Origin of the sequence: Flexivirga alba (assembly GCF_042661025.1) — a bacterium.
GTDB classification, from domain to species: domain Bacteria; phylum Actinomycetota; class Actinomycetes; order Actinomycetales; family Dermatophilaceae; genus Flexivirga; species Flexivirga alba.
Genome location: NZ_JBHSWH010000001.1, coordinates 3177052 through 3199014, shown reverse-complemented (window position 1 = coordinate 3199014; position 21963 = coordinate 3177052). Strand labels below are relative to the sequence as shown.

The window sequence follows — 21963 nt, the reverse complement described above, 5'->3', positions numbered from 1 at the left end:
CTGCCATGTGCGCCGTCCAGTGCCCGCAGCCCACTCAGCGGCGGTAGAGCAGGTACTGCCTCCTGGTCCGGTCGAACGCCTGCAACTCCGGCTGCCAGGCCGCGACGATCTGCGCTGCGCTGTCGCCGGCGGTGAACATCTTCAGGAAGCGGTCCGACCCGGTCAGCAGGTTGATCCAGCGGCCGGCATCGCCGCGCCAGTCGAAGCCGTCATACAGGTCGCGCAGTGCCGTCATCATCGTGGTGGCCGTGCGGATCGCGTCGACCCGACCCGCGTCGATGATGTGCACCTGGACACCACCGCAGACCTTCCCGGCGTTCTTGGAGAACGTCGGGTTGAAGTAGGCCTCCCGGAACTCCACGCCGGGCAACTGCTCACCCGCCAACTGCTGCGCCCACTTGTAATCCACATAGGGCGCACCGATCAGCTCGAACGGCCGTGTGGTGCCGCGGCCCTCGGAGAGGTTGGTGGCCTCGAACATGCACAACCCGGGATAGAGCAACGCCGTGTCCGGCGTGGGCATGTTAGGTGAAGGCAGGATCCAGGGTGCGCCCGTGTCGGCATACAACTCATCCGGCGACCAACCCTGCACCTGCACGACTTCCAGATCGGCGACCTTCTTCCCGGCGACAGTCGTCATGAACTCGCCGTTGAAGAACCGTGCGAGCTCACCCGCGGTCATGCCGTGCTGCTGGGCGATCTTGTCGAGGCCGACGCCTGAGGTGAAGCCGTCCTTCAGGACCGGTCCTTTCGCCTGTCCCCCAACGGGATTCGGCCGATCCAGCACCACGAATCGCTTGCCGAGCTTCGCTGCGGCAGCCATCGCGTTGTACATCGTCCAGATGTAGGTATAGAACCGCGCGCCGACGTCTTGTATGTCGAAAACGATCGTGTCGACCCCCGCCGTGCCGTAATAGCTCGCGAACTTGTCGATCGTCGCGCCATACGCGTCATACACCGTCACGCCGGTGCGCTCATCGACATACGTCTCCTCTGACTGGCCGGCCTGGGCGGTGCCGCGGAACCCGTGCTCGGGGCCGAATACCCCACCGATCTCGACCTTTCCGGACTCGACCATCACGTCGACGATGCTGCGCAGCCCGTCCCTCACGACCCCGGTCGGGTTGGTGATCACCCCGATCCGCTGACCGGCGAAGACCTTCCAGCCGTCGGCGGCCGCCACATCGGCACCACATTGGAATCGATGCCGGCCAGGTCGAGCCGTTGCCGCGCTCGCCTGCTGCGTGCCGCCGATCGTCAGCGCTCCCGCACCGCTGAGCGCCGCCGCACCCAGGAAGCCGCGCCGGCCAAGACGCCTGTTGTCATCGCTCGTGTTGTTCATCCACCGAGCCTGCCGCACCGTTACGACATATGGGGCGAACCGTCGTAATTGTTTGTCGGCGAACGAGGATGCAAGAGAAAAACTGCCACGAGACGACGCCCAGCCCAACGCGAAGAGCCCGGCCGACCGGCCGGGCTCTCAAGGGGTGGATGTGAAGGGACTCGAACCCCTGACCTCTCGCGTGTGAAGCGAACGCTCTAACCAGCTGAGCTACACATCCGGGTGCCGCGCCGAACCGTCATACAGTCCACGCTGCGAGCGCCAACATTAGCCGACGCCGGGCGCCGCCGCATAATCGGGTGACGCTCAGAGCCCCGGCAGGTAGCCGAGCCAGTCCTTGACCTGCGAGGGCAGAAAACCGGGCACACCGCTGACCAGGAAGACCAGCCAGAAGCAGGCCGCCACCAGCAGCACGACGGCCAGGCCGACCAGTCCGCGAACGAACCAGTTCTGGCGACCCATCCAGGTCGTCCACAACTGGACCTTCGCCTTGGCGAACCGAAGCAGCCGCCTGGCCCAGGTGAATTCGGTCGCCCAGATCCCGAGGCCGACGAAGATGATCACCCACCCCGGCCCGGGCAGTGGCAACAGGATGATCCCGGTGACCACGACGAGCAGCCCGAGGATCCCGATCCCGATGCGATAGAAGAGGTATGTCGTGGGATTCGCCCGGATCCGGGCGCGCCAAGCGAACCGGTCCTCGAGGAGCTTGTCGTCCACGGAGCGATCCATCTCCTGAGGCGGCGGGCCGGCCACGGTGCTCCTCAGTCGCGACCCGCGGCCGACGCGTCCGCGAAAGCCTTGGCAGCCGCAGCGGTGACCGGTCCCGGTGCAGGCAATTCGCGATCGCCGACTGCGGAGACGGCTTGGACGTCCCGGGTGGACGAGGTGATGAAGACCTCGTCGGCGGTGTCCAGCACGCCGATGGGCAGGACCTTCTCGCGCACCGGGATGCCGGCCTCGCGACTCCACTCGATGGTCAGCGCGCGGGTGATGCCGGCCAGTGGCCCACACTCCAGCTTTGGTGTCAGCAGCTCGCCGTCCACGACGACGAAGATGTTGGAGCCGGTCCCCTCGCACAGCTCGCCGCGGTTGTTGGCGAAGATCGCCTCCGTGCCGCCTTCCTTCTTCGCGGCTGCCAGGGCAACGACGTTCTCGGCATACGAGGTGGTCTTCAGGCCTGCAACGGCACTGCGCTCATTGCGGGTCCACGGCACGACGACGATCTTGGTGGCCGCCTCAGGGCGGGCGACCGGCATCGAGGCGACGATGTAGGTCAGCGGGCTGTCGCTGCGGTCGGACCCGAGCGGGCCTTCACCGGCGGTCACCGTGTAGCGCAGGCGACCGAACTCGAGTGGCTCGGCGAGGACGGCGTCGAAACCCTCCTGCAGTCGGGTGCGGTCGGCGGACGGCAGGCCGAGGCCGTGCAGGGAGCGATCGAGGCGGTCATTGTGTCGATCGATTGCGAACGGCTTGCCGTCGACCACCTTCGCGGTCTCGAACACCCCGTCCCCCACAGTGATTCCGTGGTCCAGCGCTCGCACACTGGGCAAGCCGCCGACCAGCTCGCCGTCCACCCAGACCCGCACACTCATGTCACCCTCCAAAGCTTGTGATTGGTGCCTTCATCCTGTCACTCCGGCGCGGCGTGGTGCCGGCTGGTTCGGCTGGACACGGCACGTCGGCTCGGCATACGGGCCGATGATGGAACAATCACCGGCATGCCGAGCCCGTTGCCCCAGGACCCGATCGCCGAGGCACGCCGACAATGGAGCGCGCACGGGTGGGGTGAGTATGCCGACGGTATGGCGGCGATCACCTCGGTCATCCGGGCGCAGCAGATTTTCCTGGCGCGGGTCGAGGAAGTCCTCAAGCCGCTCGGCCTGACGTTCGCGCGTTACGAGTTGCTGACACTCCTGCACTTCACGCGCACCGGCGCACTGCCGATGGCCAAGGCGAGCGCCCGCCTGCAGGTGCACCCGACCAGCGTTACCAACGCCGTCGACCGATTGGAGGCTGTGGGACTAGTGCGACGCACTCCCCACCCGACCGACCGGCGCACGACGTTGGTCGAGCTCACCCCTGAAGGCCACGAGTTGTCACTGAGGGCGACGCAACAGCTGAACGAAACCGTCTTCGGAGAACCGGGCCTCGCTGACGAGGACCTCGAGCCGCTGCTGCGCATTCTGGCCCGATTGCGCCAGGGAGCAGGCGATTTCGACGGCGAAGCCAACTGGTAGGCGCCGAGGTTTCGATACGCTCCTTCGTCGCTACTCAACCCGCAACTTTTAAGAATTGGTGAACTTCGGCGAACGCTTGTCGACGAAGGCCGCCATGCCTTCCTTCTGATCGTCGGTCGCGAATGCCGCATGGAATGAACGCCGTTCGAGTCGGACGCCTTCGGAGAGTGTGGTCTCGAAGGCCGCGTTGACCGCGTCCTTGGCGAGCATCGCGATCGGCAGCGACATCCCGGCGATCTTGTTGGCGACCTCTTGAGCGGTGGTCAGCAACTCGTCGGCAGGCACGACTCGCGCGACCAGGCCCGAGCGCTCGGCCTCGTCCGCGCCGATCTGCCGGCCGGTGAGCACCATGTCCATCGCCTTGGCCTTGCCGACGGCGCGGGCCAGCCGCTGCGAACCACCCATGCCGGGTATGACGCCGAGCGTGATCTCCGGCTGGCCGAACTTCGCGGTGTCCGCAGCGATGATCAGATCGCACAGCATGGCCAACTCACAGCCGCCGCCGAGTGCGTAGCCGGCCACTGCCGCGACGATCGGCGTGCGCACCTGAGTGAGTCGCTCCCAGCCCCAGAAGAGGTTGTCGCCATACACCTGGGAGAAGGTCTTGGTGGCCATCTCCTTGATATCCGCGCCGGCCGCAAAGGCCTTCTCAGAGCCGGTGATGACAATGGCGCCGACGTCTGCGTCTCGGTCCAGTTCCTCGGCTGCGGCGACCACTTCGTTCATCACTTCGGAATTCAGCGCGTTGAGGGCCTTGGGCCGGTTGAGCGTGATCGTCGCGGTGCGGCCGTCGCGCTCCACCAGAATCGTCTTGTAGTCCGTCACCCTCGCGATCGTAGTTCAGTCAGTGGCCCAGCTAGTTCCTGCCCAAGCCGAGCTCGTGGTCCACCGGCGCGAAGTAGGCATCGACCATCGCAGCGTCGACTTCTGCCAGCGTTGCCGGCGACCACCGCGGGTTCCGGTCCTTGTCGATGACCTGCGCCCGGATACCTTCGGCCAGGTCGTGGGTTCGCAGCGCGTGCGACACGGCGCGGAAGTCCTGATTGAGCACGTCCTCAAGGGAATCGGTCGCTCGTGCCTCCCGCAGCGATCGGAGCGTGGCTTTGAGTGCCGTCGGCGACTTTCCGGCGAGCGCTGCTGCCGCGGCCTGCGCATCGGGCTCGGTGCGTCGCCCGAGTCGTTCGGCAATCTCCTCGACGGTGTCGGCGTCATACACCTCGTCGATCCAGGTACGCGCGGCGAAAACCTTTGACTGGTGGGGTGTTTCGGCATACGCGAGGATGGCTGCGTCCACACCGTCGGCAACGACCGCAGCAGTGAAGGTGTCCAGTGCACTCGACGGCACGAAGTGATCTGCGAAGCCGAGAGCGATCGCATCCGCACCGTCCATCTGACCGGCGGTCAGTCCTAGATGGGCGCCGGTCTCCCCCGGTGCGTGCGCGAGCAGGAAGATGCCTCCGACATCGGGAACGAAGCCAATCCCGGTCTCGGGCATGGCGATCCGCGACCGTTCGGTCACGATCCGGGTGTTCCCGTGCGCGGAAACGCCGACGCCGCCGCCCATCACGATGCCGTCCATGATCGCGACGTACGGCTTCGGAAACTGGCTGATCGCGTGATTCAGCAGGTATTCGGCACGCCAGAAGTCCAGAACCTCGGTGCCGCCGCTGACGGAGTCGGAGTGCATTGCAACGACGTCACCGCCTGCGCAGAGGCCTCGCTCGCCCGCCCCGTCGAGCACCACGGCGGTGATCGCCGGGTCCGACGCCCACTCGTCGAGGTTGCGCTGGAGGACGTCAACCATTTCGGCGTTCAGAGCATTGATCGCACGCGGCCGGTTGAGGGTCAGCCGGCCAACAGATCCTTCGACCCGGACCAGCACGGTGGGTTCTGCCGCATCGCGCGTTGACGTCATCAGTCCCAGCTTTCGTCGATGTTGGTGGCGTAAAATTCGCAGCCGCTGCCAGCACGGTAACGACCGGTCTGAATGCAGTCCGATCCGACATACCGACGGGTGGGGGCGCGTCCGGGCGGCTGGTCTACAGTGCCGAGCGGTCGGTCCCTCCGGCCCGTTACCGACTCAAGGAGAAATCAGATGGTCGACTTCGGAAGCCTTCTCAACAAGGCGAAAGACTTTGCTCGCAAGAACCCCACCAAGGTGCGTGACGGCCTCACCAAGGCTGAGGACACCATCAGCTCCAAGACCGGTGGGAAGTACGACTCGCAGATCCACTCCGCCGGGGACCAGGTCGAGAAGCAGCTCGGTGTCGACCCGCAGCAGGCTGACAAGCCGGCTCCGGACGCGGGCACGCAGTCCGGCGACACCCAGGGCAGCAACTAACACTGCCGGGCTGCGGCGGCCGCCTTCGGTGCCGCCGCAGCGGGCCGTCATCGATTGCCGGAGCGCTCGTTCCCGTGCTTGTAATTGCCGGTCACCCGGGCCATGAGGAGTTGTTCGTCGCCCGCGCCGACCTGCTCAAGAAACTTCGCAGCCGCCTCACCACGTAGCGTCGACGCTCGTCGTCCGTGGTGATAGACCACGACGTCTTCTCCGGCGCTCTCCCACCGGAATCCGTTGGCCCCGTTACTCATTCGTATCCTCTGCCATCGGGTTCCGCCAAAGAGAAAACTGGAGCGTCGACCAACGGTCGACGCCCCAGTTCACGGTAGTGCTCGATCAGGAGAAGTCCGAGCCGCCGTTGCCGTCCTGGCTGCCGTTCCCGTCCTGGCCGCCGAAGCCGCCGCCGGACTGGCCTTCGTCCTGCTGGCCGCCGAAGCCACCACCACCCTGGCCCTGGTCCTGCTGGCCGCCGAAGCCGCCGTCACCGGAACCCTGCTGGCCACCCTGGTCCTGACCGCCCTGGTCCTGACCGCCAAAGCCACCGGAGTCACCCTGGCTGGAGTCCTGACCACCCTGGCCGGAGTCCTGCTGGCCACCCTGGTCCTGACCGCCGCCGAAGCCGCCGTCGTTCTGGCCCGAGTCCTGACCACCCTGGTCCTGACCACCCTGGTCCTGGCCACCGTCGTTCTGGCCTGAGTCCTGGCCACCCTGGTCCTGACCACCAAAGCCACCGGAGTCACCCTGGCTTGAGTCCTGACCGCCCTGGTCCTGACCGCCGCCGAAGCCGCCGTCGTTCTGGCCCGAGTCCTGACCACCCTGGCCAGAGCCCTGCTGGTCACCCTGGTCCTGACCGCCGCCGAAGCCGCCATCACCGGAACCCTGCTCATTTCCCTGGCCGGACTGGTTCTGGTCGGCCTGACCCTGCCCGAAATCGTCGTTTGAACTCATGGGGGTTGTGCCCTTTCGTAGCGAGGTTTCTACTTACGCCGAGTCACCCCGGCGGCTACCCACGCTATAAGCGCAGTTACGGAAAAGTAACCGTCAAGACCTTCAAGACTTCGTCAAGAACTGGGTTGTTATCGCCCATCAACCCGGCTTTCGCGGTACGCCCGGCTGTCAGCAGTTTCACAGCGTCACGGACTATGGACGACGACGACGCCTCACAGTCACTTGCTCCCCGGCCACCCCGTGTATGCCTCCGCCAGATACGTGGAGCCGGCGACCGACCCGGTGACCGAGGCGAGCTCACCCTCCTGGCGACGTGTATCGAAGGGGCTGGCATCGGGCAGCGTGTGCAGCATCGTGGTCATCCAGTAGGAGAAGTGCTGAGACTTCCAGACCCGGGCAACGGCTCGCTGCGTGTACGTGGCCAGCGGCGCCGCGTCGTGCGAGCGAACCGCTCGCTCGAGCTCCTCGGCGAGCACCCGCACATCGGCGAGTGCAAGGTTGAGTCCCTTGGCGCCGGTCGGTGGGACCGTGTGAGCGGCGTCGCCGGCGAGCGCCATACGGCCGTGGTGCATGGGCTCCTGCACGAAGCTGCGGAAGGGCAGCACGGTCTTGGAGGTGATCGGCCCCTCCTTGAGCGTGTAACCGTTGGCGCCCAATCTCGTTTGTAGTTGGTCCCAGATTCGGTCGTCGGACCAGTCGTCGACGTTCTCGCCCGGATCACACTGGAAATACATGCGTTGCAGCTTTGAAGTGCGTTGGCTGATGAGCGCGAAGCCGTATGGCGAGTGGTTGTAGATCAGCTCGGGAGCACTCGGTGGTGCCTCGGTGAGGATGCCGAACCAGGCGAACGGGTACTCACGGAAGTACTGCGTGCACTCGGCCTCGGGGACCTGATGGCGACAGAGGCTGCGCGACCCGTCCGCGCCCACCAGGAAGTCGGCCCGGATCTCGTGAGCGGCACCGTTCGAGTCCGTGAATCGGATGGTCGGAGAATCCGAGGTGAGGCCATCGACCGAGACGTCGGTGACCGCGAACCGCACATCGCCACCGTCGCGTTCACGCGCGTTCGCCAGGTCGATGAAGACGTCTGTCTGCGGATACAGCTGGGTCGACGCGCCGGCCAGACCCTGAAAATCGATACGGTGGCCACTTCCACCGAAGGCGAGCTCGATGCCGTTGTGCCGGTAACCATCGCGGTGCACCCGATCGGACACGCCGCGGTCGACGAGTAGGTCGACGGACCCCTGCTCGAGGATCCCGGCGCGGTGGGTGTGCTCGATCTCGTCGCGGCTGCGCAGGTCGATCACGATCGACTCGATCCCGGCACGACCGAGCAGATGCGACAGCATCAGTCCGGCAGGGCCGGCACCGACGATGCCGACCTGAGTGCGTTCCGGGGTGCATGTTGGCATGTGTCGCATTCTGGGGAGGCTGGTCCGCCCGCGCCATCCAATGCTTCCATTCAGTGGAAGCGGTCCGTGGTCACGCCGACCGCAGGCTACGTCCGATCCCCCGCGCCGCGACCTGCATCGCACTGACCAACCGCGCCTGGTCCCGCTTGAGCGTTGGCACCACAACGCCGAGCGCTGCAACGACGGATGCACCCACCCGGATGGGTACCGCAGCCGAGCAGGCGCCGAGACTCATCTCCTCCTGGGTGGTCGCGAAGTCGTCCTCCCGAACCTTGTCCAACTGCCTTTGCAACCGGCCGGGTTCACTGATCGTGTACCTCGTGACGCGCGGGAGGTCCGCGAGGACCTGTCGGTGGATCTCCTCGGGCGCAAAGGCCAACAGCACCTTTCCCACGCCGGTCGCATGCATCGGAAGCCGGGAACCGACCGTGCTCACCACGGGCACCGAGGCGTGGCCGGACAATCGCTCGACATACAGCACGTGCGCACCGTCGCGGACGGCCAGATGCACGGTGGCGAGGGTGGCGCCATACAGGTCATGCAGGTATGGCGCGGCGACCTCGCGCAGGCCGGTGTTGACGGGGGCGAGGAGACCGACGTCCCACAACCGACGTCCGACCACGTAGCCCGACGGCGTGCGCGCCAGGGCGCCCCAGTCCACGAGTTCGCTCACCAGTCGATGTGCCGTCGCCAGCGGAAGGTCGGATCGCGCTGCGAGGTCGCTCAGGCTGAGCTGACGATGACGCTCGTCGAAGGCGCCGAGCAGCGCGAGCGCCCGACTCGTCACCGAGCGTCCCGCGACGGATGAATTTCCGGCCATGCCGACCATGTTTCCGGCCAGTGGAAGATCAAGCAAGCCCAGCGCACCTCATCGCGGCTACCGTCGCAGCGTGAGCGAGAACAAGAAGCAGCCTGCACCGGCTGACGACTCCGACTCGGCGTCGTCCAGCCAAGCGGACATCACCGCCGAAATCGCAGCTATTGCAGACGGATACGCCCGTCAGGCGACTGTCGAGACACAACCCCGGTTGGACTACGCGCCATACCGCAGCAGTCTCCTGCGCCATCCCACCAAAGCGATCCAGCGTGCCGACCCGGAGACGATCGAGCTCTATGCCCCCGTCTTCGGCCAACGCGACATCGGCGCCGCCGAGGCAGACCTGACCATCCAGGCGAGCGGCGAACCCATCGGTGAACGGATCGTCGTCACGGGCCGTGTTCTCGACGGTGACGGGCGCCCGGTCCGGGGCCAGCTCGTCGAGATCTGGCAGGCGAATTCGGCGGGCCGCTACATCCACCTGCGTGATCAGCACCCGGCTCCGGTCGACCCGAACTTCACCGGGGTCGGCCGCACGATCACCGACGACGCGGGCCGCTACACCTTCACCACGATCAAGCCGGGGCCCTACCCGTGGAAGAACCACCACAACGCGTGGCGTCCCGCGCACATTCACTTCTCACTCTTCGGCACCGACTTCACCCAGCGGCTCGTCACCCAGATGTACTTCCCCGGTGATCCGCTCTTCGCGCTCGACCCGATCTATCAATCGGTCGTGGACCCGGTCGCACGCGAAAGACTCGTCGCCACCTACGACCACGACGTGACACAGCACGAATGGGCCACGGGCTACGCCTGGGACATCGTGCTGACCGGCAGTCACCCCACGCCGATGGAGGAGTCCTGAGATGAATCAGCTGGCACCCACGCCCGGACAAACCGTCGGCCCATTCTTCGGCTATGCCCTCCCGTATGACGGAGGCGGCGACCTCGTCCCCCTCAGCCATCCACACGCGATCCGACTGCACGGCACGGTGTATGACGGCGCCGGCCTGCCGATCCCGGACGCACTCATCGAGATCTGGCAGGCGGACGAAAACGGCGTGGTGCCAAAGGAGTCGGGATCGCGATCGCGAGATGGCTGGACCTTCACCGGCTTCGGCAGGGCTTCTGTCGATCCCGAGGGCCACTACTCCTTCACGACCGTCCTGCCCGGTCCGACCCGGGACGGGGCCGCACCGTTCTTCGCAGTCACGGTTTTCGCCCGCGGCCTGCTGCACCGGCTCCTGACCCGCGCCTATCTACCGCTCGATGACGTTGCCGCAGCTGCGGATCCGTTCCTGTCGTCGGTGCCGGACGATCGACGAGGCACGCTCGTTGCACGCGTCGATGAGCACGGCTTGATCTTCGACATACACCTGCAGGGCAACGACGAGGCCGTCTTCCTCAGCTTCGGCAGCGACTGATGGCGGACCTGCGCTGGCCGGGTGACCACCGGGCCGGAGACCTCTTCACGGACACGGAACTGATCGGGGACATGCTGCGTGTTGAGACCGCGTGGCTCGCTGCGCTGACCGCTGTCGGCGTCGCACCCGCGCAAGCCGCGGTGGTGGACATCGAAAACCTGGTCGGTTCCATCGATCCGGACGAGATCGCGGTGCAGGCGGAGGCAGGTGGCAATCCGGTCATCCCGCTGCTCGCCGTCGTCCGTGACCGTCTGGCGGACGACCATCCCGTGGCTGCACGGTGGCTGCACCGTGGGCTCACCAGTCAGGACACCCTGGACACAGCGATCGTCCTCGGACTTCGTCGGTGCGTCGGTTCCGTGCTGGAGCTGATCGATGACCAGGTGACCGCGCTGGTCGGTCTCGCCGAGGAGCATCGATCGACTGTTATGGCCGGCCGGACTCTGACCCAGCACGCAGTGCCGATCACGTTCGGGCTCAAGGCAGCTCAGTGGCTGCAAGGCATTCTCGACGCCCGTGACGACCTGCGGGATGCCCGCGATCGGCTCCCAGCACAATTCGGCGGCGCGGCCGGCACCTTGGCCGGTCCCGGCCTGCTGCTGCAACTGACCGGTGGGACCGGCGACGCCATCTCGCTGACCCGCGTTGCCGCAGACCGTCTCGGTCTGCCGTGGGCGCCGCCGTGGCACACGGCCCGGGCACCGATCACCCGGGTCGCCGATGCGCTGACACGTACGACCGACGCGTGGGGACGGGCAGCCCGCGATGTCCTGGTGCTCGCCCGTCCGGAGATCGCCGAACTCGCCGAGCCGGTGGAGTCAGGACGTGGCGGGTCGTCCACCATGCCGCACAAGGTCAACCCGATCCTGTCGGTGCTGATCCGTCGGGCTGCCCTTACCGCACCTGGGCACGCCGCCCAATTGCACCTAGCCGCAGCCGATTCCGTCGACGAGAGAGCCGACGGTGCGTGGCACACGGAGTGGTCGACCATCGCCACACTCGGTCGCCATACGGTGACGGCTGCATCGCAGACCGCGGAGCTGCTGACCGGCCTGCACGTCGACACCGGACGGATGGCCCGACTGGTCGACTCGGCCGGCTCGACACTGCTCGCCGAGCAACGCAGTTTTGCCGGCTTCATCGGCACGACCACCGACGACTTCGACCCTGCTCACTATCTCGGCAGCTCGGACGCGATCATCGATGTGATCCTCGAGCGCGCCCGCTCAGGAGGCTCCCGATGACTGTCCCCTCGATCGCCGGAGTGCAGCTCGGTGGGTCGGCCGACCTGCCGCTCCTCCTCTGCGGGCCGTCGCTGGGCACGTCGGCGACGGCCCTGTGGTCGACGACCGCTGACCTGCTCAGCGCTGAATTCCATGTCGTGGCATGGGATCTGCCCGGTCATGGTTACAACAATGCAGCCTCCGAGGGCGGGTTCACGTTGGGCGAGCTGGCCGACGGTGTCCTGGCGTTCATCGAGGGTGTCCTCACCGAGCGCGGCGAGCCGGCCGGAAGTTTTGTCTATGCCGGCGACTCCGTCGGCGGTGCGGTCGGACAGCAATTGATGCTCGATCACCCCGAACGCATCCGCGCGGCCGTCCTCGCCTGCAGCGTGCCGCGCTTCGCGGATGCGGCAATGTGGCACGAGCGTGCCGAAAAGGTCCGGACCTCAGGCACTCCCGTCATGGTCGAGGGTTCCGCCCGTCGGTGGTTCGGTCCCGGATTCCTCGACCGGCAACCCGATCTGGCAGCAGCGTTATTGCATTCGCTGCAGGAGACGGACCGCTTCGGGTATGCCGCAGTGTGCGATGCGCTGGCCGACTTCGACATTCGATCCGAGCTGCACCGCATCACGACACCGATGACCGCGATCGCCGGCGCGTATGACGAAGCCGCACCGGTCGCCGGCGTCGCTGCACTGGCGCACGGGGTGGCCGATGGACGACTCGTCGTACTCGACAGGGTGGGCCACCAAGCACCCGTGGAAGCATCGGAAGAGATGGCACGCGCGATACGCCATGCCGCGGGAATCCCGGTGTCCCCTAAAACACTTGCCGGACGCATGGACGCGGGTATGGCGGTTCGACGCGACGTCCTCGGCGCCGCCCATGTCGACCGTGCGAACGCAGCCGCAACCGATCTGACCCGCGACTTCCAGTCGTTCATCACCGACTACGGGTGGGGCGGCATCTGGACGAGGCCAGGTCTCGCTCGCCGCGACCGTTCGATCGCGGTCCTCACCGCCCTGGTGGCGCGTGGGCACCACGAGGAACTCGCGATGCACCTGCGGGCTGCGCGCACCAACGGGCTGACCGTCGATGAGATCAAGGAAGTGCTGCTGCAGAGCGCGATCTACTGCGGCGTGCCCGACGCCAACACGGCGTTCCGGATCGCGCAGGAAGTGCTTGAACAGACCGACTGACCGCTCATAGTCCAAGTCGCTCGATGAGTTCGGCCGCGCTGATCCCCCACGTCTGCCGGATCTGCGCTCCGGCGGGTCCGACGTCAATCACCGCTTCGTTGCTGTAGATCCGACATACACAGCCCACCCCGGTCAGCGGATAGGTGCACTCACGCACCAGCTTCGGTTCGCCGGTCTTGGTGAAGAGCGACATCATCACGAAGACCTGCCGCGCTCCGATGGCGAGGTCCATCGCGCCGCCAACGGCCGGTATGGCGCCCGGTGCGCCGGTGTGCCAGTTGGCCAGGTCACCGCCAGTCGACACCTGGTACGCGCCGAGCACACAGACGTCGAGGTGACCGCCGCGCATCATTGCGAAGGAATCGGCGTGATGGAAGTAGGCGGCTCCCGGAAGCTCGGTCACCGGGACCTTGCCTGCGTTGGTCAGATCCGGATCGATGTCGTCCCCGACCGCCTTCGGCCCCATCCCCAGCATGCCGTTCTCGGTATGCAGAGTGACCCCTTGCTCCGGACGAAGGTGATCCGCAACGCTGGTCGGCTGACCGATCCCGAGATTGACGAATGCCCCGGCCGGTATGTCGCCGGCGACGACCGCCGCGAGCTCGCTCTTGTCGAGTGGACCTCGATCGAGATGCTCGACGGTCTCGCCGCTCATAGCGCTCCCTGGACGGTGTACTGGCGGGCCGCGACCGGTACGATCCGGTCGACGTAGATCGACGGTGTGACAACGGCTTCCGGGTCGAGCGACCCAGTCGGAAGCACTTCACCGACCTGCACGATCGTCGTCGTGGCAGCGGTCGCCATCACCGGTCCGAAGTTGCGAGCTGTCTTGCGGTAGACCAGGTTTCCCATCTCGTCCGCCCGATGCGCGGAGATCAGCGCGTAGTCGGCCTTGATCGGATGCTCGAGCAGGTACTCGCGCCCATCGAAGACCCGGATCTCCTTGCCTTCGGCTAGCGGAGTGCCGACTGCGGTCGGACAGTAGAACGGGCCGACACCCGCACCGGCGGCTCGCATCTGCTCGGCGAGGTTGCCCTGCGGGACGACCTCGAGCTCGACCTTGCCGGCGCGGTAGAGCTCGTCGAAAACGTACGAGTCGACCTGTCGTGGAAAGGAGCAAACGACCTTACGAACTCGGCCCGCCTTCAACAGCGCAGCCAGACCGACCTCAGCGTTGCCGGCGTTGTTCGACACGACGGTGAGGTCCCTCGCACCCTGTCGAATGAGTCCGTCGAGGAGGTCGAACGGCATACCCGCGAGTCCGAATCCACCTACCAGCACGGTGGATCCGTCCTCGACGCCCGCTACGGCCGCGTCGACCGACTCGTACACAACGGCGGCACTCATCCGGACACCTCCGGGTTCTCCAGGACGACGGCCAGCCCTTGGCCGACGCCGATGCAGATCGCGGCGACGCCGTACCGCAGCTTGTCCTCACGAAGGACCTTGGCGAGCGTGCCGAGGATGCGACCACCGGACGCGCCGAGGGGTGCCCGATCGCGATCGCACCACCGCGCGTGTTGACGATCGACGGGTCGATGGGCCAGGCGTCGACGCAAGCCAGCGACTGGACGGCGAACGCTTCGTTCAGCTCCACCCGGCCGACCTCGTCCCAGCCGATGCCGGCACGTGCCAGCGCACGGTTGGCTGCCTCGACCGGTGCGTAGCCGAAGGCTTGCGGTTCGAGAGCCATGATGCCGCGACCGACGATGCGCGCGGTCGGATCGCCGAGCGTCTTCGACGCAGCTTCCGAACCGAGCAGCACTGCCGAGGCGCCGTCGTTGAGCGGAGACGCGTTGCCGGCGGTGATCGTGCCGTCCGGACGGAAAGCCGGCTTGAGACCACCCAACACGTCCACTGTCGAGGTGGGGCGGATCGACTCGTCGCGGACGACGGGATCTCCCTTGGCGGGTGAGACCGCAGTGACCAGATCGTCGAAGAAGCCGGAATCCCATGCGGCGTGCGCGAGTTCGTGGGATCGCGCGGCGAATTCGTCCTGCCGCTCACGGGAGATGCCGAAGCGCTCTTGTAGTTGCTCGTTGCCCTCCCCGAGGCTGACCGTCCATTCCTTCGGCATCGCCGGGTTGACCAGACGCCAGCCCAAAGTGGTTGACACAGCGGTCACGTCGCGTGCGGGGTACGCGCGGTCCGGCTTGGGCAGCACCCACGGCGCACGGGTCATCGACTCGACGCCGCCGGTGAGCACTATCTCGGCATCGCCGGTCTCGATCTGCCGGCTCGCCATCATCGCCGCATCGAGCCCCGAGCCACAGAGCCGGTTGATCGTCGTGCCCGACACCGAGGTCGGCAGGCCGGCAAGGAGGGCTGCCATACGACCGACGTTGCGGTTCTCCTCCCCTGCGCCGTTCGCATTGCCCCACACCACGTCATCGATCGCGGCCGGATCGAGCCCGGGAACGTCGGTCAGCACCGCGCGGATCGCGTGCGCCCCGAGGTCGTCCGGGCGTATGCCGGCCAGGCCTCCGTTGAACTTGCCGAACGGCGTCCGGCGCGCGGCGTAGATGAATGCACTCATATCTAGAAGCTAGCCTCTTCGTCAGATATTCTGAAGTATCGCCTTTGTCTCCGATTAAGAGTCTGTGCATATGGATATTCGACACCTGCGGTACTTCATCGCCGTCGCCGAGGAAGGGCACTTCACCCGCGCCGCGGAGCGCCTGCACATGGCGCAACCCCCACTGTCACAGGCGATTCGGCAACTCGAGTCCGAGCTCGGTGTCCAGCTGCTGCAGCGCAGCACCCGCCACGTATCTCTCACCGCGGCAGGTCACGCATACCTCGAGCGAGCACGCGGCATCCTCGAGGAGCTGAGCAATGCCTCCGAGCACGCACGACGCGTCGCGGCCGGGTCCGTGGGACACCTGGTGATCGGATGTGTCGGGTCGGTCACCTACTCGTTGCTTCCGCAGTTGTCGCGTGGCCTGGCCACCGAGCTGCCCGGCGTCGATTTCGCCTTTCGTGGCGAGATGCTCGTCCCCGACCAGGTGGAGGCGTTGCGCAACGGGCAGATCGACGTCGCCCTGCTGCGGCCGCCCATCGCCGACCTCGGGTTGACTGTCGAACCCGTTCGGCAGGACCGACTCGTGGTGGCACTGCCCGAAGGTCATCCACTGGCCTCGACCGAGCGCGTGCGGATGAAGCAACTCGCCGGCAGCGACCTCATCGTTCACTCCGCCAACCGACGATCGATGATGTATGACGTGACGTTGGGCCTGCTCCGCGGAGCAGGAATCGAACCGCACATTCGGCACGAAGTCGGCGAAACCTCAACACTGGTAACGCTGGTCGCTGGTGGCCTCGGCGTCGCGATCGTTCCGGAGCCGGTCGGCGCACTGCGGTTGGACGGCGTGGTCTACCGACCTCTCGTGCAGCCGGCGACGACGGTGCCGCTCGCCGTGGCACACCGCTCCGACCGACACGAGCCGCACTTGGCTCGCGCGGTCGGCGTCATACACCGGCTGACGTAGGGCTGTCCGCGTCACCCGCAGACCACTGTGCCGCCAACTGTGACCGCGAACGTATGCCGAGCTTCGCGTAGACGCGAGTCAGGTGGTACTGGATGGTCTTCACCGAGAGGAAGAGTTCGGCCGCGACGTCCTTGTTGCTGCGTCCCTGGGCCACGAGCGCGGCCACGGCCGACTCCTGCGGGGTCAGCACGTCGGAGTGGGCATCAGTCGTGCGCGGCGCGTTGACGCCGCCGGCCGCGAGCTCCCGGTCACACCGGCTCACGTACGTCGCAGCGCCGAGGCGGGCGAATTGCTCACGGGCGGTGGACAACACGGAGTCCGCCTCGGCGCGGCGTCCGGCGCGACGAAGCGTCTGCCCGAAGGCGAAGTGCACCCGTGCGAGGTCATACGGGTAGGTCATCTGCTCGAGCCGGTCGATCGCGGCGGTGAAACGCTCCCGCGCCGCATCCAGGTCCCCGTGCTGACCGTGCCAGCGCCCCCTCGCATACGCCAGTCTGGCGATGGTCGAAGCGTGCTCGGCATCGGCGGCGCGCTGCTCGAGCGGCCGCAGGAAGGCGTCGGCCTCGTCCAACCGGCCCGACACGACGAGTGCGTTGGCGTAGACATCCGCCCACGGCCAGAATCCCGGGCTGTTGACCCACTCGTGCGCCCACGGCTCGGTCAGGAAGGTGAGGGTCCGCACCACGGCCGGGTACTCCGCTCGGGACTCGTGCCAGGAAGCTTGGGCGAGTGCGGACGGTATCCGCATGATCGCGTAGTCCTGCCCACTGGCGTTGCCCTGTCGCAGACACAGCTCGGCCTTGGCCCAATCGCCTCTGAGAGTGTGCACTTGCGCGCGCGTCCACTGCAGCAGCGGCATCAGCAGCGCCATACCCGACTGCTCAGCGAGGCTCGCGCCCGCCGTTGCCGTGCGCAGGGCTGCCTCCCAGTCCCCGGTCAGGAACTGAACGCGTGCCAGCCAGGCACGTGCCCACAGCGAGATCCGCAGCGAGCCGCCGAGGTGGTCAGTGGGCACGGCACTCTCGAGTTCTTCGCGCGCTTCCTCCGTGTTGTCGGTCGCCAGATGCAGCCAGCCGCTCGCCATCCGCACGCGCGCAGCGACCGCGCCCTCGGGAACCGAGCCGACAAGCGAGGCATAGCCGGCCAGTGCAGCCTGGGGTGAACCGACGACTGCATTCGCCAAACCACGGATCGCGGCGGCCTCGACGGCCGCGGGAGTATCTGGCGGGACAAGACCCATCGCTCGATCGGCCCACGAAATCAGTTCCAGCGCTTGGCAATTGGCCAGACTGTGCAGCACGTGACGCTGAGCCACCAGTGATGCGCCGATCGGGTCGCGCCTCGGGTTGATCAGCTCCCAAGCACGCCGCAGTCGACTGTCGGCTTCGCCGGACCGACCACGCACGACGGCCACGTAGCCCAGCACGGCGTTGCGCTGCGGTGTCTCTCGCAATGACTCGAGCTGAGCAAGGTGCCGCGTGGCACCTGCGACGTCCCCCGCACCCACCTGCGCATCAGCGGCCTCCAGCAGTCGATCGCCCGCGAGGTCCGGATCACTCGTGGCTCGCGCCGCCAGGTCGAGAAGTTCACCCGTGCTCGCCCAGGAACCGGACTTGGCCTGCACGGCCGCTTCGGCGGCCAGCCGATCCGCCAGCCGGTCATCCGGCAACTGCGCGGCCGCGAACCAGCTGTGCCGCAACTGCGCCGCCTGCCCACCGACCACAGCGGCAGCCGTCGCATGCAGGGACCGTCGTTCCTTCGAGCCCAACTGATCGAGAACAGCGCAGCGGGTGACCGCGTCCCGCATCCGGACCAGCGTCTCCTCGGTGTTCAGCGGTATGACGAGGCCGCTGGTGAGGACTTCTGCGATCGCCTCGGGTGTGACAGCTTCGCCTGCGACCCGTGCTGCGGATCGTGCGGATATCGCACCGGTCAAGCTGTCCGCCTCTTCCAGCACCGCCACCGCATCGACGAACCGGGCCGCCGGCTGGGACAGTGCCCTCCGCCGCGCACGGACACCGCGCCGCACACTCGACGGCGCCGGGAGTGACAGGTGCGCAGTCGTCCAGTCCGTCGGCGCAACCTCTCGCAGCAGCTCGACCACGGATCTCGTGTTGCCCGCGGTGTGCCGCAGCAGATGCGCGATCGCGGTGGACGGCACCAATTCAGCTGTCTGCTCTGCCAAGACGGCGACATCGTCGGCGGTGAGCGGTGTCAGGTTGACGACGTGGTCGGCGGCCGACCGCACATCGTCGTAGAGGTCGTCCCTCACCGGGTTCCCGTGGTCGTGGGCGGACAGCGGCAGTCCCCGGCGCTGCGGCTCGGTCCAGTCGAGCACCACCAGCAGTCGTGCCCGCGCCGCATCGCGGGTCACACTGACCAGCGCCTCGATCGTGAGTTGATCCACCAGATGCGCGTTCGTGACGAGCACCACCGCATCCCAGCGGTGCGGACCGGTCTCGACCGTGTCCGCGAAGCTCCGCGCCACGTCTCGTGGATCGAGTGGCGCGTCCGCGACCCACGGCATCAGCGCATCCCCAGGATGTCCCTTGGCCCACGGAAGGCCGGTCAGGCGGCGCACCGATCCGGCGTCAACCCTGCCACCAGGGGCGCAGACCTCACCCAAGCGCTTCGCGAACGTGCTGGATCCGCAACCGGACTCACCGGTGATCAGCACCAACGCGGACGCCGCCGTGTCGGACAACACGCTGCGGACGACGTCATCGAGCTGCAGCCATCGGCTGGGCGCGATCGTCGAGGAGTTGTCCACCGTGTCACCGTACGGCCACCTGAGGAAGTGGCGGGTGGACACTGATCAGCCCAGATCCCCGCCGGCGACCGGCAGCACCGTGCCGGTGATGTATGACGCCTCGTCGGATGCCAGGAAGGTGATGGCCGCTGCCTGTTCGTCCAGCGTGCCGTAACGGTGCATCGGCGCGGACGCGAGCGTCTGGTCGATGTGTGCCTGGAACCAGGCCTTCTCGTGCTCGGTGCGCGCGGCCGGGGTGCCGCGCGAGATGCGGCGCGGGGGCGCATCGGTCCCTCCCGGCGCCGTCGCGACGACCCGGATGCCGCTGTCGGCATACTCCAGGGCAAGCGACTGGGTGATCGCGTTGATGCCGCCCTTGGCAGCGGAGTACGGGATCCGATGGATTCCGCGGGTCGCCGCGGACGACACGTTGACGATGACTCCCCCACCCTGCTCGACCATGCCCGGGAGAGCGGCCCGGCACGCGAACAGCGTTGTCATCAGGGAGCGTTCGACCTCTGCACGAATCTCTTTGTCTGTGAACTCGGTGAACGGCTTGAAGTTGATCGCTCCGCCGACGTTGTTGATCAGCACGTCGATCCGCCCGAACTCGGAGATTGTCCGCTGCACCAGATCCGTTGCGCCGCCATAGCTCTCGAGGTCACACTCCACTGCGAGGCACACGGCCCCGTCGCGCAACTCGGTCGCGATCTTCTGCACGAGCTCCGAGCGATCGGCAACGACCACCTTGCCGCCCTCTGCGCTGACCCGTCGGGCGACCTGTGCGCCGATGCCCTGAGCTGCTCCGGTGACCACGACGACCTGGCCGGCGAACCTGCCCGGCGTGATGAAACGCGGTCGTGTCTGCGCAGTGGTCTCCGCCATCGCACGACGCATGGTCTCCTTCGAACGACCGGCGTGCTCCACGATGAGACGTTGTGCGGTGGCGCGGTCGCCGGTCTCGAATGCCTCGACGATCTCGACGTGGTCGGTCGCACACCGCGGGTTGCACCAGGTGGCGTTGACGAGCACTTCCGACATACGACCCTTCACACCCAACGCCTGGTAGGCACGCAACAGGTGCTCGTTCCCGGTGAGCGCGAAGAGGTAGTCGTGGAATGCTGCGTTCGTGTCGGTGTATGCCGCGGCGTCGACGAAGCGATCACCGTCGACATACGGCAGGGTCGACTCGGCGAGCAGGCGGTAGCCGGTGAGCTGGCCGGATGACAGTCGGCCGATCACCAGCTCCAGCGCGCCTAGCTCGAGTGCCTCCCGCGCTTCGAAGATCGCGTCGGAGGAGCTGATGTCGGGGTGCTCCTCACCGATCTGATAACCGTCCGAGGTTGTCTCTTGGACGGCGGCGCTCGGCGCTGAAACCGCCTGCGCCGGCTGCGGTTCGGCGGTCGAAACTAGTTTCGGAAGAGCTCCGAACAGTTCCTGCCCACCGATGGTCCGCCCGGCATGTCCCGAGATCAGCTCGGCGGACTCTTCGAGTTTCGAGGCGGTGCACGAGCTGTCGCCCTGCACAGGATGCAGCAGTTGCCCACCCACGGTTCGTATGGCGTCACCGTCGTCGACCGCTGCCGCGGAAGCAGTGAGCGGCGGAACATCCTTGTCGGGCAGCACGTCCCGCCCTGCGATGCCGCGGGCATCGGCCGCGAAGAGCAACTCCTCGACCTCGGGGTGCTCGGCGGTGACCGCGACAGGAACGGCGGTCGCTGCGTCTGCGCCACCGGCTGCGGCCGCCAGCGCGAACTTCTCGTAGTAGAAGCCCGTCGGTTCGACCCCGAGCGACGAGACGCCCTGACGCACCGACTCGACCATTGCGGGCGGCCCGCACAGATAGACCGCCACGTCACCGTCATGCAGATGCTCTCCGCGGATCAGATCGGTGACGTGCCCCTTGTTGTCGGCGAGGCTTTCCTGCGCGGAAACGCAGTGGTCCCAGGTGAATCCGGTCAGCCTGTCGGCCAGCATGCGCAGTTCATCCAAGGAGACGAGATCGTCATCGGTGCTGACGCCGTAGACCAGGTGTGCCGTGCGGTCACTCCCATCGGCGTGCAGTTTGCGCAACATCGACAGGATCGGCGCGAGGCCGGTGCCACCGGCGAGCAGCAGCACCGGTCGGTCCGTCTCGCGCAGGAAGAACGATCCGTGCGGACCGGTCAGGCTCAGCTCGTCGCCCACCGCCGCCCGCTCTGTCAGGTAGTCCGACATCGCTCCCCCGCCACTGATCTTGACGAGAAAACTGAGCTCGTCCTCATCGGGTGCATTGCTGAAGGAGTAGGACCGTTTGAGGTCGGTGCCAGGAACGTCGATGTTGACGTATTGCCCTGGGAGAAAGGCAAGTTCGCTGCGGTTGGCAAGGTCGATCTTGAGCTCGACGGTCGTCGGCGACAACCGGTTGAGCTCAGTGATCGTCCCGGTGTAGGTCGCGGCCTTGGTCTTGGCGACCTCGGAGGTGCTCGCGATCTGCAACACGAGATCCGACTTCGGCCGCATGCTGCACGGCAGCGCGTAGCCCTGCGCCGCCTCGTCCTCGGACAGCGCGTCGTCGATGTAGTCGCCGCCGTCGTACTCGCCCGACTCGCACAGCGCCTTGCACGTGCCGCACGCGCCATCGCGACAGTCCAGCGGGATGTTGATCCGCTGTCGGTATGACGCATCGGCGACCGTTTGGTCCGGCCGGCAGGTGATGAAGCGGGTCACACCATCTTCGAAGGACAACGCGACCTGATGCGTCGCTTCGGTGCCGGTTTCGGTGACAGACATGGCAA

The 21963-nt window shown here is 66.7% G+C and carries 20 protein-coding genes, 1 tRNA gene and 1 pseudogene; 7 read left to right on the top strand and 15 right to left on the bottom strand.

The window, feature by feature from the left end; all coding sequences use genetic code 11:
- Nucleotides 1–34: 34 nt before the first annotated feature.
- The 4 genes from ACFQDH_RS15725 to ACFQDH_RS15710 form a co-directional block, all read right to left on the bottom strand.
- Nucleotides 35–1342, bottom strand: coding sequence for an exo-beta-N-acetylmuramidase NamZ family protein (locus ACFQDH_RS15725; RefSeq protein ID WP_382403361.1), 1308 nt, complete (start codon nt 1340–1342; stop codon nt 35–37).
- Between the two features lie 146 nt (nt 1343–1488).
- Nucleotides 1489–1562 (bottom strand) — tRNA-Val (locus tag ACFQDH_RS15720).
- Between the two features lie 86 nt (nt 1563–1648).
- A complete protein-coding gene (locus ACFQDH_RS15715; RefSeq protein WP_382403360.1) occupies nt 1649–2062 on the bottom strand; it encodes a TIGR02611 family protein in 414 nt (137 codons plus the stop codon).
- A gap of 44 nt (nt 2063–2106) precedes the next feature.
- Nucleotides 2107–2937: an aminotransferase class IV gene (locus ACFQDH_RS15710; RefSeq protein WP_382403359.1), complete on the bottom strand. Its 831-nt coding sequence runs from the start codon at nt 2935–2937 to the stop codon at nt 2107–2109.
- A gap of 126 nt (nt 2938–3063) precedes the next feature.
- Between ACFQDH_RS15710 and ACFQDH_RS15705 the strand changes: the two genes are divergently transcribed.
- Entirely contained in the window at nt 3064–3582 is a 519-nt protein-coding gene (locus ACFQDH_RS15705; RefSeq protein WP_382403358.1) for a MarR family winged helix-turn-helix transcriptional regulator, read from the top strand.
- A gap of 48 nt (nt 3583–3630) precedes the next feature.
- Here the strand turns inward: ACFQDH_RS15705 and ACFQDH_RS15700 are convergent, their stop codons facing one another.
- Entirely contained in the window at nt 3631–4407 is a 777-nt protein-coding gene (locus tag ACFQDH_RS15700) for an enoyl-CoA hydratase (protein ID WP_382403357.1), read from the bottom strand.
- Nucleotides 4408–4438: 31 nt separating this feature from the next.
- On the bottom strand, nt 4439–5497 hold the full coding sequence (locus ACFQDH_RS15695; protein ID WP_382403356.1) for an enoyl-CoA hydratase/isomerase family protein: 1059 nt from the start codon (nt 5495–5497) through the stop codon (nt 4439–4441).
- A gap of 180 nt (nt 5498–5677) precedes the next feature.
- On the opposite strand from ACFQDH_RS15695, the gene ACFQDH_RS15690 reads away from it, so the two are divergent.
- On the top strand, nt 5678–5923 hold the full coding sequence (locus ACFQDH_RS15690) for an antitoxin (RefSeq protein WP_382403355.1): 246 nt from the start codon (nt 5678–5680) through the stop codon (nt 5921–5923).
- 47 nt (nt 5924–5970) lie between these two features.
- Here the strand turns inward: ACFQDH_RS15690 and ACFQDH_RS15685 are convergent, their stop codons facing one another.
- The 4 genes from ACFQDH_RS15685 to ACFQDH_RS15670 form a co-directional block, all read right to left on the bottom strand.
- Nucleotides 5971–6174, bottom strand: a complete 204-nt coding sequence (locus ACFQDH_RS15685) for a hypothetical protein (protein WP_382403354.1) — start codon at nt 6172–6174, stop codon at nt 5971–5973.
- Nucleotides 6175–6259: 85 nt separating this feature from the next.
- A complete protein-coding gene (locus ACFQDH_RS15680) occupies nt 6260–6871 on the bottom strand; it encodes a hypothetical protein (protein ID WP_382403353.1) in 612 nt (203 codons plus the stop codon).
- Nucleotides 6872–7089: 218 nt separating this feature from the next.
- Nucleotides 7090–8283 (bottom strand): 4-hydroxybenzoate 3-monooxygenase, encoded by a 1194-nt coding sequence (locus ACFQDH_RS15675; RefSeq protein WP_382403352.1) that lies wholly within the window; start codon nt 8281–8283, stop codon nt 7090–7092.
- 70 nt (nt 8284–8353) lie between these two features.
- Nucleotides 8354–9139, bottom strand: coding sequence for an IclR family transcriptional regulator (locus ACFQDH_RS15670; protein ID WP_382403351.1), 786 nt, complete (start codon nt 9137–9139; stop codon nt 8354–8356).
- A gap of 34 nt (nt 9140–9173) precedes the next feature.
- On the opposite strand from ACFQDH_RS15670, the gene pcaH reads away from it, so the two are divergent.
- The 4 genes from pcaH to pcaDC are packed head-to-tail and all read left to right on the top strand — an operon-like array spanning nt 9174 to nt 12949.
- A complete protein-coding gene (pcaH, locus tag ACFQDH_RS15665; protein ID WP_382403350.1) occupies nt 9174–9968 on the top strand; it encodes a protocatechuate 3,4-dioxygenase subunit beta in 795 nt (264 codons plus the stop codon).
- A gap of 1 nt (nt 9969) precedes the next feature.
- Complete coding sequence (gene pcaG, locus ACFQDH_RS15660; protein WP_382403349.1) at nt 9970–10527, top strand: protocatechuate 3,4-dioxygenase subunit alpha; 558 nt, start codon at nt 9970–9972, stop codon at nt 10525–10527.
- Nucleotides 10527–11771, top strand: coding sequence for a lyase family protein (locus ACFQDH_RS15655; RefSeq protein ID WP_382403348.1), 1245 nt, complete (start codon nt 10527–10529; stop codon nt 11769–11771). The genes pcaG and ACFQDH_RS15655 overlap by 1 nt, the downstream gene beginning before the upstream one ends.
- Nucleotides 11768–12949 carry a bifunctional 3-oxoadipate enol-lactonase/4-carboxymuconolactone decarboxylase PcaDC gene (pcaDC, locus tag ACFQDH_RS15650; RefSeq protein ID WP_382403347.1) on the top strand — a complete coding sequence of 394 codons (1182 nt, stop codon included), beginning with the start codon at nt 11768–11770 and terminating at the stop codon, nt 12947–12949. Before ACFQDH_RS15655 ends, pcaDC begins: the two co-directional genes overlap by 4 nt.
- A gap of 4 nt (nt 12950–12953) precedes the next feature.
- On the opposite strand, the gene ACFQDH_RS15645 is transcribed toward pcaDC, so the two are convergent.
- From ACFQDH_RS15645 to ACFQDH_RS15635, 3 genes and pseudogenes are all read right to left on the bottom strand, one after another.
- Complete coding sequence (locus ACFQDH_RS15645; protein WP_382403346.1) at nt 12954–13604, bottom strand: CoA-transferase; 651 nt, start codon at nt 13602–13604, stop codon at nt 12954–12956.
- Nucleotides 13601–14296 (bottom strand): 3-oxoacid CoA-transferase subunit A, encoded by a 696-nt coding sequence (locus ACFQDH_RS15640; RefSeq protein ID WP_382403345.1) that lies wholly within the window; start codon nt 14294–14296, stop codon nt 13601–13603. The genes ACFQDH_RS15645 and ACFQDH_RS15640 overlap by 4 nt, the downstream gene beginning before the upstream one ends.
- A pseudogene (locus tag ACFQDH_RS15635) lies at nt 14293–15485 on the bottom strand (thiolase family protein). Before ACFQDH_RS15635 ends, ACFQDH_RS15640 begins: the two are co-directional and overlap by 4 nt.
- A 70-nt stretch (nt 15486–15555) precedes the next feature.
- Between ACFQDH_RS15635 and ACFQDH_RS15630 the strand changes: the two are divergent.
- The gene (locus ACFQDH_RS15630; protein WP_382403344.1) at nt 15556–16437 is read left to right on the top strand and encodes a LysR family transcriptional regulator; all 882 of its coding nucleotides are present in this window, start codon (nt 15556–15558) and stop codon (nt 16435–16437) included.
- Here ACFQDH_RS15630 and ACFQDH_RS15625 read toward each other — a convergent pair.
- A complete protein-coding gene (locus tag ACFQDH_RS15625) occupies nt 16418–19207 on the bottom strand; it encodes a helix-turn-helix transcriptional regulator (protein ID WP_382403343.1) in 2790 nt (929 codons plus the stop codon). The two genes, ACFQDH_RS15630 and ACFQDH_RS15625, sit on opposite strands and share 20 nt — an antisense overlap.
- Before the next feature lie 45 nt (nt 19208–19252).
- Nucleotides 19253–21958 (bottom strand): benzoate 1,2-dioxygenase electron transfer component BenC, encoded by a 2706-nt coding sequence (gene benC, locus ACFQDH_RS15620; protein ID WP_382403342.1) that lies wholly within the window; start codon nt 21956–21958, stop codon nt 19253–19255.
- Nucleotides 21959–21963: the final 5 nt, after the last annotated feature.